Below are 14,377 nucleotides of genomic sequence, written 5' to 3' on the forward strand. Positions count from 1 at the left end.
CCAGATGCACGGACGAGCAGGCTTCACCCTCCTCCGCCACCGCATCCTCCTCGGATAGCGACACCCTCCGTCACCACCGAATGTGAGACAGGGCCGTTAAATTCACACCCCCCCTCGCCCCCTCACCGGCCCGCTGGCTCGACACAGAACAGGAGACCCGCGACCGCTGGCACGCCCTGGTCATCGCCCACGCGAGTGGGTGCGCGCCGCACGGTGAAACACCTGACGGCCCGACCGGTGAGCCGGGTGCGGGATGCTACGTCTGGGGCTGGGGCTCGGCTGATCGCCAGCTCATATAACTGATCTCCACAACGATCAGCCAGTTGCCCAGGATCCGCTCCCACAACAGCCCGTCCCGCCAGCTCCCGTCGAGGAAGATCGAGGAGTGCGCGACGCCGTACGGGCTGAACCCGTTGCGGCGCAGCACCCGCTGCGACGGCAGATTCTCCAGATTGGTGGATGCCTCGGCGCGGTGCAACCCGAGTTCGTCCGTCATCACCCGGAGTGCAAGCCCGACGGCGTGCCCGGCGTGCCCTTGATTCTGGGCGATGCTGGCGATCCAGTATCCGACGGTGCCGCGGCGCAGGTGCGGCTGCGGCAGGATGCCTCCGACGGTGACCTGCCCGATCACCTGGTCGTCAGCGAGCACCACGCCGGGCCAGACCGTGCCGGCCAGGTATCCGGCCAGCAGTCTGTCGATCCGCTCCGCCTGGCCCTCCGGTGTGAAGAAGTCAGCCGGCTGGGCCGGTTCCCACAGCCGGAAAGCCTCGAAGTCCCGCACCCGATGCGCGGCTATCGGGGCGGCGTCAGCGGGCTCGATCAGGCGAATCCTGGTGCTGTTGTGCACGGGCCGATCCTTGTCGCGGTGCGTCGGATAAGACCGGCCAGCCTATGCGAGCCGCAAGAGCCGACACTTCTGGCCAAGCGCTTCGTCCTGAAACGATCAGTAACAGAGTGCTGGTATTGAGTGGTTGAGTTTCCATATCCGGGTTGCCCACATCTCGCGCATATGGCGCTCTTCAGGACACCCCAGGGAAGCCTCGACGCATCAAGTCACTCGTACGTCCTGGCCGCCATGATCATGCGCGCCACCAGTTTCCAGTCAGGCTGGTCCGGCACTGGCTCACCTCGATTAGCGAATACTCCTGGCGTGTCTTGCAACCAGCCAGCCAGGGCCTCCAGGAATTCTTCGAGCGACGTATTTACCCAACTCGGCCCTCCCTCCGAGAGATCCACAATAACCTCCCCCAGGAACCTGACCAAATCATCGCGAGTTTCAACATCGTCAAGTCGATCGACGAGGCCCATCACTATCGCCCTCTCACCCTGATTGACACACCGTCATTCCTTGATGAAAACTTATCCCCCTTCACGGTCTCTCTATACCCCTCCCCGGCCTTTGGGTCCTTGCCGAGTCATACGCCGAGCACCCCGCCTATCGCCAGGAACGGCACCCATAGCCGTTCAAGGAGACAGGATTTAGCCCTGAAGCAGTCCGAGGGTGCGCCCGGCGACCTGGCCCCGCGCGCGCCCTCATGCGCTAATGTGATCACATCCAATTCGCCAGGAGCCCGACCGGGAGGACATCGCATGCGCCAAGTCATCCCCCTCGGGTTGTTCGGCACCCTCTCCGGACAGTCCCGTTTCAGCCGCAACGTGGAGGAGATCAAAAAGCTCTCCGGCCAGGTGCCCGTAGACGAACGCACACACGTAGCGGAATATTTGAGAACGGCACCTGTGATCATCGCCCTCATGGGATACACAGAGGACGTCGTAGGTCAGGAATTCTCCGTAATGGGTGGATCCGCACTTCACAGCGACGGCACCTACTACTGGCGCCGCGATACCGCCGAGTACGTGGAGACCTACGGCACACTCCTTCCTGCCGAATTCATGGAACACGGCACAAAGACGGAATGGCGCACACCCTTCCTGACCGATGAAGAAATCATCGAGATCGACGATTACTTCATGTCTCTCCGCACACAGAACTGAGCATCGAACACCCGGCTCAATGAAAGACCCCCCACCTGGACGAGTTCCACCAGCTCCTTGAGCCCTTTTAGCCTCGGCGATCAGCTTCGGCACGCTCCAGCGCAGCTTGGCGCCGTAAGCCGAGCGTCGAGGATAACGTCCAGCCAGCCCTTCCAACAACTCCAGGCTATGGAGGCTGACGGCACCCAAGCGACTGCGCTGGCCGGCCGTGAACGCGCCTCACCGATGTCAGCCGCAGGAGTTTCGGAAGGGTTTGCTGGGAATGTATTTTTCCCATTCGTCACGGGTGAAACCGCCGTGTGCCGCTGCGCAGGCCGCGGTGACCGGGTCCGCGCTGATCGCCGGGAGTGCGCCAAGGTCCCACAGGATGGCCGTTCCGTCGATGGTGGCAGTCGCCACGTAGCGGCCGTCCGGGCTGAATGCCAGGTCCGTGACGAGATAAGCCAGGGTCCCGAGAGTCCGGGGGTGGCTAGGGTCGCCTGTGTCGTACAGGGTGGCCACGCTGTTCGCGTCGAGCCGTGCCAGCAGGTCACCGCCGGGGTGGAACCTTGTCTTTATGGTGAGGAGGCTGCCGTCTTCGATGCTGGGCATTTCTCCCAGGCCTCGTGGTTGGTTAGGTCGGCTGATGTCTGCCAGCATGAGGATGTTATCGAGGGGATTGGTTGCGACGAGCACTCGACCGTCCGGGCTGATGTCTGAGTGATTCACGATCCGCCGCGGCAGGGTACAGAGGTGTTTGAGGGTGCGGGCGTCCTTGACATCCGAGCCAGCCACGGCGGTCCTGCCGGTGGAGTCGAACAACAGGTGATCCTTGGTGGTTCCCAGGCGTTGTGGATCCAGCGTGCTGACGTCGTACAGATCGGTCTCGTTGACGGTGAAAACTGTCAGGACCGCACCGTGGGGTGCGAAATCAATGGAAGACGGTCCGAGTTCACTCTCTTGGAGGGAACCAGCTTTCCGTGGCCGACGGCGATCGGTGATGTCCCAGAGCTGGATGAGGCCGGTGCGGTCGGAACTGGCGAGGATCTTGCCATCGGGGCTGATCGCCATTCCCACAACGAGGTCGTCATGTCCTTTTACCGTGGCAATCGTCCTCGGGTGCACGGGGTCGGAGATGTCGCGCAGCACAATGTCTCCGTCGGTCCCGCCCGTTACCAGGGTCCTGCCGTCGGGGGCGTAGGACAGAGTTCTGAAGTCCTTCCGGTCACGGAGGGTGGTGACGGGTTCCACGGAGTTACGGCCGCTGGTCGACCAGCGGACTACAGTCTGTTGGCTGTCCACGGCGACGAGACTCACGCCGTCCGGGGCGAACGCGAGATCGGTGATGGGGGCTTCGTTCCCCTTCAGGGTTCGGGTTTGCTTCGGAGCGGCGGGGTCGGTGGCGTCCCACAGCACGACCGTTCCGTCGTAGCTGCCGGTTGCCAGTTTCTTGCCGTCGGGGCTGAAGGCGAGTGCGGTGATGTCCTGCCGATGGCCGATGGCGCCTACGGAGAAGGAGCGTCGTTCGCCCGGTTTGTTGAGGTCCAGCGTTCTCAGAACCCCATTGCGGCTGATGGCAAGCAAGCCGCTGGGCGCGCTGAGTGCCAATGGTCTGTCGGCCGACACCGGCTCGGTCATCCTTTTAGGGGTCAGAGGGGCGCTGATGTCCCACAGGGTCGCCTTGTCCTCCGGTTTTTTCTTCTCCGTCGCCTCGCCGTCGGCTGCTTCCTGCGACCAGACGACGGCTGTCCGGTTGTCCTGGAGGAAGTCGACAGCGGTGGCTCCGACGAACCGCCAGGCGTCCGATGATGCCTTGGTGGTGCCGCGGGCGGACACGGTCCACAACTCCACGGTCCCGCGTGTCACGGTCGCCGCCACCGAGCCGTCGTGGTTCAACGCGAGGTTCCCGCTCTCCGTATTTTCTGCCTGCCGGCTGCTCGCGGTCCGTAGCGTGGTCAGGCGCCGGGGCTGCCGGGGTTCACTGACGTCGTAGAGAACGAGCCGGTCGCTGCCGCAGGAAGCGATCAGGGTCCGGTCGTCTCCGCTGAACACGATGTCTCCGTCCGGCGTGGGACAGCCGGGCAGCCGCGCGAGGGCCGTGCGCCGCGTGGGCGCAGCGATGTCCCAGAGGCTCACGCCCGAAGTTCCCGGGGCGCGCACGGCCAGTATGCGGCCGTTGTGGCTGAGGGCAGAGCCGTGCGCGTCCGTGCCGGGCGCCAAGGTGGTCACCCCCTGGATCGAACTCTGCAGCATGGTGTCCGCGACGGCCCGACGGGTCTCCACCGAGGGACGCAGTTGGTGCGCGGCCAGCCCTAGCCGTAGCGCCAGCCGGGGCTGGTCCGTACGCAGGTTTCCCGCCTCGGCCACCAGTGCGCGGTAGTCGGCGACCTCTTGTTGGTCTTCTGCGGTGCGCCACTGCCATACGGCCACTCCTGCCGCGATCAGGGCCAGGCACAGCGCGGTGCTGATCCCGATGAGGATGTGTCTGAACCGGCGGTGTCCCTCGGCCTGTTCCGCACCACTCGCGGTGAGGAAGGCATGCTCGGTGGGGGTGAGTTCATGCTGATCCTGTGCCAGGATGTCGTCGGCCTCGGCCAACCGGACGCCGCGGTAGAGGGCGCCGTCGTCGTGGCCCAATCGCTCCCAGGTCGAAGCGGCCTCGGTCAACTGGCGCTGGACGCGCAGCCGCTGCCGGTCCTCGTCGATCCAGCCCCGCAGTCTGGGCCATGCCGTGATCAGCGCCTCGTGGGCCAGGTCGGCGCTCGTGCCGTCCAGAGTGATCAACCGGGCCCGCGCCAGCCGCTCCAGCGTCGGTTCCATGACCGAGGGGGGCCCGCAGGAGAGCAGTTCCTCGCGGTCGGCCGGGCGTCTGGTGTCGGCCGTTCCCTCTCCGGGCGTGATCAGGCGCAGCAATATCCGGCGGGCGCCCAGGTCTGGGACCGGGTCAGTTCGGTGTAGAGGTTCTCGGCGGTCTACGCGACGGCACCATGCAGGCCGCCGGCCGCCTCGTACGCTGCGACAGTCAGTGCGCGGCTGCGCCGACGCCGCCAGGTCTCCAGCAAAGCGTGAGACATCAGCGGCAGTCCGCCGGGCTCCCCTTCCACCTCGCTGAGCAGCCGGGTGGTCAGCTCCCTCTCAACGATCAGTCCAGCTTCCTGGGCTGGTTTGACGATCGCCTGCCGCAGTTCGCCGGTGCTCATCGGGGCGGCCAGCAGGGTGGCGTCCCGGAGCGCTTCTGCGAGGCCCGGGTGCTCGGCGAGCCGGCCGAAGAAGTCCGCCCGTACGGCGATCACCACACGCAGTCGGCTGTCGGGCTCCCGCGCGGCCAGCAGCCGGTCGATGAAGGCGATGCGTTCGTTGGTGTTGCGGCAGAGCGTGTAGAGCTCTTCAAACTGGTCCACGATCAGCCAGGTATCGCCACCGGCGGGGTCGGTGTCCGCCGGCGTGAGCCGTGGACCGTGAGTGCGCAGCGGGTGGCTGCCGGGAGTCAGCACGCGGAGAGCGGCAGGGGGCGCTTCCGGCGAGTTGTGGCGCGTGCTGGCGGGTGCCGTAATAAGGGGAGCGCCGGGTTCTGTTCCGGGACGTGCGCTGGCCTGCGTGTCAGCGCTGTCGCTCGTTCTGCGCAGCCGGGGGATCAGGCCTGCTCGCAGCAGTGAGGACTTTCCGCTTCCGGACGGGCCGACGATCGCGGTCAGCCTGGAGCGGCGGGTCTGGTGCACCAGGTCGTCGGTGAGCTGGTCGCGTCCGAAGAACAGCCTTTCGTCCTGCGTTTCGAATCGGGCCAGACCGCGGTAGGGCGCTGCAGTCGTGTCGTCGGGCCGCAGTTCTCCTGCCTCTTCCTCGGTGACCCGGCGCCAGCGTTCCTGCCAGTCCTCACGGTCGCCGTCACACGCCTCCACGTATGCAAGGAGCACGGGAAGCGTCGGTAGCCGTTCTCCCGCAGCGGCTTGGGAGAGGGTGCTCGCACCGAAGCCGGTCCGCAGGGCCATCGCGCGGTAGGTGGGGCTGCCGGCGCTTTCCCGCAGCGCGCGCAGTTCGTGTGCGAGGTACTGCGCCGGACCCGCCGCCGGATCGACCGGATTCTCGCGCCGCCCTGCCATGGTGCTCGCCCTCCCCCAGGTCGCCTCGCCCGACCAGCGGCGTGGTCATTGTTCAGCCTGGCAGATCAGGGCTGTCATTCAATGCGGCGGCGGCTGAACTCGATGGTGTTCGGGCCGAAATGGCTCGGCTGTTGACCGGTACCCGATCACATCACGTGTTCAGCACGGGGAGGAACCGCCATGCACGCTGTGTACGACACCGTCATTACGAAATGGGCTGGCCCTGCGGACGGGATCCAGCTGTCGGCGTCGGTCGCCGATGATGACAACTGGCCGCCGCCGAGGGGGATCGCTGAGCGGTGACGGAACGTCTGTGCGGCGGCCGGTGACGGCCGCCGCACCTTGCGTCGGTCGGCGCGCCTCCGCGGCGCGTCGGCCTCCGGCGACCGGCTGCTCCGGGACCGAACTGTTGTCAGGATCCGGCCGTCAGTAGCGCACGCAGCCTCGCCGCCTCGGACGGCTGCGTTCCCGCGAGGAGCGGCAGCGCCTGTTGCCAGCATGTGCGGGCCCGCTCGGCCTGGCCGAGTTGCTGCAGTGCCTCACCCAGCAGGATCAGAGCGTGGACGCGCCGTCCGGCCCCGCCGAGCCCGCTCAGCAGCGCCAGCGCCTCCTCCGCGTGACCTGCGGCTTGGCGGGGCCGCTGCACTGCCAGTTCCGCCTGGGCCATCCGGTACCGGGTCATCCCCTGCCAGAAGGGCTGTCTGGTCACCTCGAATCCCGCCAGCGCCTCGCATAACTGGTCGAGTGCCTGATCGTGCCGGCCGGCCCGGTGCAGGGTCAGAGCGAGCGCGTAGTGACCGTTGGCGAGCCGCAGTGTGGCGCCCAGCCGCTGCCAGGAGCTGACCGCCTGCTCGCTGGCGGTGATCGCCTGTTCGGTCCGGCCGAGTTCGAGGTCCGCCCGCCCCACGTTCATCAGCATGGCCGTCTCGCCGTACTGGTTGCCGTCCGCGCGGAAGGCGTCCAGGGCACGCCGGTAATGGGTGGCCGCCCGTTCGTACTGTTGGCGTGCGGTGGCGAGGTTGCCCAGCAGGTTTTCGGCGTAGCTGTGGGTGAGGGGGTCCTCGGCGGTCCGGCCGAGATCGAGTGCCCGTTATGCCTCGTTTTCCGCCGATTCCAGGCGGCCGGTGAGGTGGTGGGTCTGGCCGAGGAGGAGCCGGGCCCGGCCCTCTGTCCGGGTGTCGCGGGCTGTATGGGCGTTTTCGGCAAGTGCGTGGGCCGCCTGTCCGTACGGGTCCGTGAGCGCGCCGGTTTCCATCAGATCCTGTGCTGTGAGCAGCACATCGGTCGCGTGCCGCAGGAGTTCCGGTTCTGCCGCCGCCTGCTGAACGGACGCGAGCAGGCCGGGGCCTTCCTGGTGGAGCCAGCGCAGCGCGTGGGCGCCGTCGTCGAACGCCGGTGCGGTGCGGATGGTGGGTGTCAGGTGTTCCAGCAGCCGGTCGCCGGGGTTGTGCAGCGCGTAGACGCGGGCGGTCGTGGCGAGCTGGGAGTCGAGCAGCCGGGCGAGGGCCGCGCTTCGCTCACCGACGGGCTCTTCCAGATCCGCGCGGCGGCGGGCGTAGAGCTGCAGCAGGTCGTGGTAGTGCCAGCGGGACGGCGCGGCCGACTCCAGCAGGCCGAGGTCGACCAAGGATTCCAGGAGTGCTTCGGTGGCGCGCTCGTCGCGCACCGGATCGTCGGAACCGTCGCCGATGACGGCGACGGCCGACGCAAGCGGGATGTCGGGCGCCTCGACGACCGCGAGCAGGCGGAACGCTCTGGCCCGGGTCGGGCTCAACTGGCCGTATCCGAGAGTGAAGGTTGCTTCGACGGCCAGGTCCCCGGTCCGTAGCTCGTCCAGGCGGCGCCGCTCGTCGGCGAGCCGAACGGCCAGGGACGCCACGTCCCAGGCCGGTCGGGCAGCCAGTCTCGCCGCAGCGATCCGGATGGCCAGGGGAAGAAAACCGCAGGCCGCGACGGCCTCACGGCAGGCGGCGGGCTCTGCGTCGGCACGTGCCGGGCCGATGACGCAGCGGAAGAGGGACAGTGCTTCCGCCTGCGTCATAGCGCCAAGGTCGGTCAGCCGCGCGCCGTCCAGTTCTGTCATCCGTGTGCGGCTGGTGACCAGGACAGCGCAGCCGGGTGTGCCGGGCAGCAGCGGCCGTACGTGGGTGGCGTCGCGGGCGTTGTCCAGCACCACCAGGACCCGGCGGTCGGCGAGGACCGAGCGGTACAGCGCCGCGCGCTCCGCTCCGTCTTTCGGCAGAGCGTGCCGTGTCCCTGGGCTCGCAGTGGGTGGCGCGGGCCCGGGTGGCTTTCGGGGCGGATCAGGGTGAGGTATTCGCCCCTGCGGCCTGCACCGGTGCCACCGACTCGACCGCTACCACCAACGGCTGCGCAACCCTGAACAGTCAACGCGCATAGTGCGCAGAACCCGGAAACCCGCAGGCCACACCGGCTCGGCCGGCACGCCCCACCGACTTGCCCTTCAGCAGTATTCAGTGGTGCCCGCTCTCCAAACTGAGCGATGCACAGGTCAGCCTCGAAGGACTGCTCATTTTCAGGAAGGCGCGGCAGCCGGAAGCCGTACACCACGGCGGCCAAGCCACCGCGCCCCGAAAGTGACCCGTCACCGCCCCCTATCCCGAACAGGCCGTGAGGGCGGTGACCGAGACGATCTCGTTACGACGGCTGCTCCGGACAAGAGACCGGAGCCGCCCGAACTCCTCCATGCCAGGGCTCACCCGCCTCAAGCCGGACCGGAGAACGCATGCCCACAGCCGGCTCGGCCGCCTCATCAAACACCTGGCTGCTGTCCCCGCCCCGTGGCACTACCCGCCCACGACGACTGGTCGGCTGATCGCCGCGCTCGCCGAACAAACAATCCCGAAGCCTGACAAGAACCGGGAAAACCTGTCTGTCCGGGAAAATCACCCGCTCGCCTCCACCAGGCAGCGCCCCAAGTAGACGGCGCGCAGCCGGCGCGGGCTTGTTTCCACGGCCCGCCCTCTGGGGTGGAGCCGAACCAGCGCACACGATGACGTCGATCTGCCTCGCCGCCGCGCGGGGCAGGTTCGGTATCCCTCACCTGTGGCAGGGACCTCGGGTGGTGTTGTGGTGATGAATGACGAAAGGTGGCGGGCGTCCATCCGTCGCTGCACTGCTTCGGTACCGCTTCTGTCACTGATCCGCTTCGCCGGTTCGGGGAATGCCGGGACACTGGGCAAGTGGCCCGCGGGAACAGGCGAAGTACAGTCCGGGGGAGCTCACAGCCTCCGGGGGCCGGACCAGGTGCTTACTGGGCTTCTTGGAACTCGTAGTGGGCTTCTTGGAACTCGTAGCAGGATCTTGTGGCCTCGGAGAGGGAGTGCCGATGCTCACTTCTCGGAGTCGGACCAAGTCGCCACAAGGGCTCTCTGATCTGGAAAGCGAGGACCGGGGACTGTCTCCTGGGTGGGTTCGCCGTTGAGCCAGCACACTTGCTCGGGGGCGCCGTCGCCGGTGTCAAACAGGCAGCACACTCCTCCGCTGTCGGCGGTGAGGCCGGTGAACACCTTCCTGATGTTCGCCGACCGCGCAAACAAGCGGCTCATCACCGACGTCGCCGCCCAGCACTCCAACGACGTGTAGCCAGGATGCAGAAGGGACTCGAACCGGATCGTCACGTAGATGTACCCGATCTGGACGCGCCCGTCCGCCTCCGGATCAGCGCCGCTCGTCTGCGCGTACTCGCGCAGTGCATCATCGACGTCGAACATGAGGGACATGTCGAGTTCGAGCGTGCTGCTCGTGGAACAGTCGACCGGCTCGCTCTCGAAACGGGACGTGAATGGGAGAACGAGCCGGTCACCGCCGGGCAAGGTAATCTCAAGTGGCTTTACGGCACGGGCCGGTGGCGCCAGCTCGGCCAGATTGGCCAACGCCCTGGCGACATTCCGAGGACGCAGATAGATGTCATAGCCGTAGACCAGCCCCACACTTCCCCCTGTCCCAGAGCGAACCGCACCCTCTCACGAATCACCCCTCGGGAGCCTGTCAGCTTACGAGCTGGTGCAGGTCCGGCCCCGCACATAGCGGTCCTTGAGACAGGAGCGCGGGTGTGCGGGGCCGGAGCTTCAGGAGCTGCTCACCGGTGGGCTTTTGGGCTCTGGTCGGGAGTGCATCGTGTGGTGGAGGTTTGTCAGCTGATGGTCTGGTATCCGGTCCAGTCGCCTGCGACGGGGACCTTTGTCTTGCGGTCGGTTCCGAGGTCGAGGTAGGCGATCAGGCTGGATGCGCCGTCGGTTTTGCGGGTGTACCAGATGTCGAAGGCTCCGCTGTGGTCGGCGTCGCCGGGTGAGGTGATGAGGGGGTTGGCGGCGACGGTGAACTGGCTGCCGGCCTGGATCTTGGTGCTGTGGTCGGCGAGGCCGTCTCCGTCGTCGTCGCTTCCCCGGTAGATGAAGATGTCGCCGGTGGTGCGGTCGCGGGCGCCGAGGTCGACGCGGCCGTTGCCGGTGGTGTCGCCGGGGGCGAAGAGGTCCATGTTCTTCCAGCCGTCCGTGCCGATGAGGACGGGTTCGCGGTCGGTGTCGAGGCGGTTGTCGGGTGCTCCGTAGTAGAGCCACAGGAGGTCGCCGTTGCGGACGAGGAGGTCGGGGTAGCCGGGGATGTCGGGGGTGCCGTCGTTGTCGACGTCGAGGGGGCCGTCGACGTCGCCGATGGCGAGGATGGCGTCGGCGTCGCTCCAGTGGTTGTTCGCGGGGTCGTAGACGGTCAGTTCCTGGCGGTCGTTGGTGTCGCCCTCGCAGTCGGTGCAGGCGAAGCCGAAGCCGTTGTTGGGGTGGATCCACAGGCGGCTGGTGCCGGTGTTGGTGTCCGGGCGCAGGGCGATGAGGTCTTCGTATCCGTCGCCGGTCCAGTCGCCTCGGTGGGTGATCTTCACTCCGGTCCAGTTGAAGTCGGAGGCGGTCTTGGCGTTGTCGGTGAGGGTGCCGTCTCCGGCGCCGTAGTAGCGGTGGAGGGTGCCGTCCTGGTCGACGGCCCACATGTCGGGGTTGCCGTCGCCGTTGATGTCACCGGGGGTGTCGGCCTGCTTGAGGCCGTTGGCGTAGAAGAGGTAGTCGGCGCTGTCGGACTTGTTGCCGGCCTTGTCCAGGCTGCGTGCGTAGAGGTGGTTGGAGCCGGAGGTGGTGGGGGTGAGTTTGACGCTGACGCTTCCTCCTGTGGCTGAGGGGGTGGCGGTGCGTACGGTGGGGTCGGTGTCACTCCAGTACTCGTACTTGGCGACGTCCGCGACACCTCCGCTGGAGAGGGTGAAGGTTCCTTCGCTGCGTACGGAGCCGGTGTTGGAGGGCCAGCCGTCGGTGCCGTCGGGGAACTGGCTGGAGGCGATCACGGGCGGGGTGCTGGGGCGGTTGGGGTCGAACACAAACCGGCAGCCTGGTTTGCCCGCGGCGGGGGTCCAGTCCGAGGTGGTCTTGCCGTCGTCCGCCCGGGCTTTCCAGGAGAAGTTGCCGCCGGCTGTGCCGAGGTGCTTGCTGAGGGTGCTTTTGGTGATCTTCAGTTTGGCTACGGTGCCCGAGGTGACGGACACGGTTTGGTTGACGATCATGACGCCGTTGGGGTCGTCGTTGGGGTGGTGTCCGGTGGCCCAGAGGTTGAACTGGATCTTCACGGTGCCGCCGTCCTTGTCGGTGCCCTTGGCGGTGACAAAGATGTCGGTGTTGCCGATGAGACCGTAGGGGGCGGTGTCTCCGCATCCTTTGGAGTTCTTCGTGCTGGGGATGGTGTCGAGGCCGGTGGGTGCGCTCGGTGGTGTGTTGTACTCGGTGGAGAGCACGGCGGACTTGGCGTCGAACTTCTTCCACCCGTACACGTCGGACTCGTCGTTGGCGGCGAGTTCGAGGATGATGGTGTTCCACTTGCCGGAGGCCGCGTCCTTGGCGCCGGCGGTGACGTCGAAGGCCAGGTTGCCTGCGGGGCAGCCTGATCCCCAGCCCTTGGCGTCGGAAACGCTGTCCAGTTTCTCTCTGCGGGTGGGGCGCTTGTTCCAGGTGGTCGAGGAGTCGATCTCGGTGGTGCGCCAGAGGTCGACGGGCCGGTGGGTGCAGGACCAGGACCAGGTGTTCTTGATCCGGAACGTCGACTTGAGGACCTGCTTGTCGGTGCTCCAGAGGTTCTTGGTGTTCATGCGGAAGTAGGAGCGGGCCAGGCCGTCGGTCTCGTTCTCGTATCCGGCGCGGGCGGTGGAGGTCGAGGAGCCTGAGCCGCCCCAGCCGGCGCCGTTGAAGAAGGCGCTGTTGGGGTACTTCTTGTAGGCGATGGTCCACGAGTAGCGGGAACCCTCGACGTAGGGGTCGATGTAGACCGGGTACCGGGTGTCGGTGCCGGTCATCAGTTCCGTGTCGGGCGTCAGTTCCAGTGTGCCGTCTTTGACTTCGACGGGCATGGCTGCTTGCTGGGCGCCGTGTCCGGGTTCGAACTCGTCGGTGGCCTGCGGGGGGCCCGCCGGCTCGTCGGCGGTCCGGGCCCTCATCCGCGATGCCTGGGCGTCGGTTGTGGTCGTGGTGCTGTCCCACATGCGGGGTGTGGGGGCGGTGAAGAGTTCCTGGCCGGCCGGGTTGACTGCGCTGAGGTTGCCGTGCTCGTCCGCGGTGACGTCAACGCCCTGGCTGGACATGCCGTATGCGATGGTCTTCAAGGCCGGGTTGGCCGCGGCCTGAGGGGACTTGACGACCAGGAGCTGAGCGAAGCCCGAGGCGCCGGCGCGCAGCTTCAGGTCCACGTCGGGCAGCACGTCCGGGTAGGTGGCGGTGTCGTCCGAGATCAGCGGTTCGGGCAGAGGCGTGGGCCAGGACAGGGAGAGGCTGCGGCCGTCGCGGGTGATAGTGGCCAGTGGTCCCCCGCCGCCACTGGAGAACTGGAGCCCCATGCCGGTGGCCGCTGGAGTGATCGTTCCGTCCTGGCCGCGCCGCAGGCTGGTGTCGATGTCCACCAGCCGGTTGCCCTTGCGGGCCCACTGGGCGGTGGCGAACCGCTCCTCGGTGAAGGTTCCTGACGGGTTGGCGAAGACCTGGGATGCCTCGGTGCGCTGCGAGAGCACCTCGACAGGCTCACCGGACTCGGCCGCCTGCGCGAGAGCCTTGGCCTCGGCAGTGGTTTCCGAGACCTCTGCCGCTTCCGTCTTTGCCTCAACTGCGTTTGCAGGCAGGGCTGTTACGAGCGGAGTGGCCATTGAAAGGGCGAGTACTGCAGCAAGGGCGGCACTCACTGCGGTGCGTTTCGGTCTCTTCCGGTGGACTCTCATCACGCTTCCTTTTCCATTTACACACAGCATTCCGTCGCACCCTATAACCCCGATCAACCGGGTCGTAAATGGACCGAGAGAGCCACCCCGGGGGTCCGTATCCACCAGAACGGCAAAGAAAATAAAAGAGGCAAAATACACCACATCCTTCGATTACATTCCGTTCTAACTGGTACTGGTACGGTGAGGGTGCGCAGCTCAGGGGCATCACATCAGCAGCCCCAAGGGGATCCTTTCCGGCTTCGGGCCTTTCGCGATTGCGGGCACATCTGATACCGCTGCCACCGCTCACCCGCACCCTGCCGACCTTCTTACCGGAGGGGCTGTTTGCCATTTCATTGCATGCTGCTAAGGTCCCTCCTTGGTCTTTACATTTATGAACTTCCCGTGGGGGGAATCGGTGCGAAGTTTGCGGGCGAAGTCGTTTCGCCGTTCCATGCGTGCGGTCAACAGACCCGCGCGCGCTGTCCGTTGGGTCGCGCTGTCGCTCGTGGCCTACCTCGTGGTGGGACTGCTGGGCGCTCCGATGGCCGCCGCGGCTGAACTGGACCTGCTGAAGCTGAAGAAGCCCGACCCGGTCCCCACCTCGCCAGTCGGCAAGCACACGCTCGCCCGTCCCGACCGGACCACCCAGTACGCCAAGGACAACGTGAAGGGGACCTGGCCGAAGCCGGGCACCGCACAGATATCCGTGCCGCGCAGCGGTGTCGGCAAGGGCCGTGCCGGCGACTTGCCCGTACAGCTGAGACCGTCTGATGCCAAGCAGCGCGCCGATGGGCGTCCTGAGCAGGCGCAGGTGCAGGTGCTGGATCAGAAGACGGCGAAGGCCCTGGGCGTCGACGGAGTCCTCGTGGCAGTCGAGCCTTTGGCGGGCGCTGCGGGGAAGGTCGACGTGCAGATCGACTACAGCGGCTTCCGGCAGGTCATCGGCGGTGACTGGGCATCGCGTCTGACACTGCAGCAGCTGCCCGCATGTGCTCTGACGACGCCGCAGGCCAAGGGTGCGGTAAGGGCAAGATGCTGCAGACGGTCAACGACA

The 14,377-nt window shown here is 66.6% G+C and carries 8 protein-coding genes; 1 reads left to right on the top strand and 7 read right to left on the bottom strand.

Annotation, left to right across the window (positions count from 1 at the left end; translation table 11 throughout):
* Positions 1-256: 256 nt before the first annotated feature.
* Complete coding sequence (locus tag ACFXKG_RS38745) at positions 257-847, bottom strand: GNAT family N-acetyltransferase (protein WP_384849531.1); 591 nt, start codon at positions 845-847, stop codon at positions 257-259.
* A 743-nt stretch (positions 848-1,590) separates the two neighbouring features.
* Between ACFXKG_RS38745 and ACFXKG_RS38750 the strand changes: the two genes are divergently transcribed.
* Entirely contained in the window at positions 1,591-1,995 is a 405-nt protein-coding gene (locus ACFXKG_RS38750; RefSeq protein ID WP_384849534.1) for a hypothetical protein, read from the top strand.
* Between the two features lie 228 nt (positions 1,996-2,223).
* Here the strand turns inward: ACFXKG_RS38750 and ACFXKG_RS38755 are convergent, their stop codons facing one another.
* The 6 genes from ACFXKG_RS38755 to ACFXKG_RS38780 all read right to left on the bottom strand — a co-directional run bounded on the left by ACFXKG_RS38755 (position 2,224) and on the right by ACFXKG_RS38780 (position 13,338).
* Positions 2,224-4,887 (bottom strand): hypothetical protein, encoded by a 2,664-nt coding sequence (locus ACFXKG_RS38755; RefSeq protein ID WP_384849537.1) that lies wholly within the window; start codon positions 4,885-4,887, stop codon positions 2,224-2,226.
* A 59-nt stretch (positions 4,888-4,946) separates the two neighbouring features.
* On the bottom strand, positions 4,947-6,074 hold the full coding sequence (locus ACFXKG_RS38760) for a helix-turn-helix domain-containing protein (protein ID WP_384849540.1): 1,128 nt from the start codon (positions 6,072-6,074) through the stop codon (positions 4,947-4,949).
* A 412-nt stretch (positions 6,075-6,486) separates the two neighbouring features.
* On the bottom strand, positions 6,487-6,993 hold the full coding sequence (locus tag ACFXKG_RS38765; protein WP_384849543.1) for a tetratricopeptide repeat protein: 507 nt from the start codon (positions 6,991-6,993) through the stop codon (positions 6,487-6,489).
* Positions 6,994-7,164: 171 nt separating this feature from the next.
* Positions 7,165-8,247, bottom strand: coding sequence for a hypothetical protein (locus ACFXKG_RS38770; protein ID WP_384849545.1), 1,083 nt, complete (start codon positions 8,245-8,247; stop codon positions 7,165-7,167).
* Between the two features lie 1,180 nt (positions 8,248-9,427).
* Positions 9,428-10,027 (bottom strand): hypothetical protein, encoded by a 600-nt coding sequence (locus ACFXKG_RS38775; RefSeq protein WP_384849548.1) that lies wholly within the window; start codon positions 10,025-10,027, stop codon positions 9,428-9,430.
* Between the two features lie 203 nt (positions 10,028-10,230).
* Complete coding sequence (locus tag ACFXKG_RS38780) at positions 10,231-13,338, bottom strand: FG-GAP-like repeat-containing protein (protein WP_384849550.1); 3,108 nt, start codon at positions 13,336-13,338, stop codon at positions 10,231-10,233.
* Positions 13,339-14,377: the final 1,039 nt, after the last annotated feature.

Source organism: Streptomyces sp. NPDC059255, assembly GCF_042752355.1.
Lineage (GTDB): Bacteria > Actinomycetota > Actinomycetes > Streptomycetales > Streptomycetaceae > Streptomyces.

Excerpts from the sequence above, each read along its gene's own strand:
- ACFXKG_RS38750 (WP_384849534.1), top strand. The coding sequence starts at position 1,591 with ATGCGCCAAGTCATCCCCCTCGGGTTGTTCGGCACCCTCTCCGGACAG.
- ACFXKG_RS38760 (WP_384849540.1), bottom strand. The coding sequence starts at position 6,074 with ATGGCAGGGCGGCGCGAGAATCCGGTCGATCCGGCGGCGGGTCCGGCG.
- ACFXKG_RS38765 (WP_384849543.1), bottom strand. The coding sequence starts at position 6,993 with ATGCTGATGAACGTGGGGCGGGCGGACCTCGAACTCGGCCGGACCGAA.
- ACFXKG_RS38780 (WP_384849550.1), bottom strand. The coding sequence starts at position 13,338 with ATGAGAGTCCACCGGAAGAGACCGAAACGCACCGCAGTGAGTGCCGCC.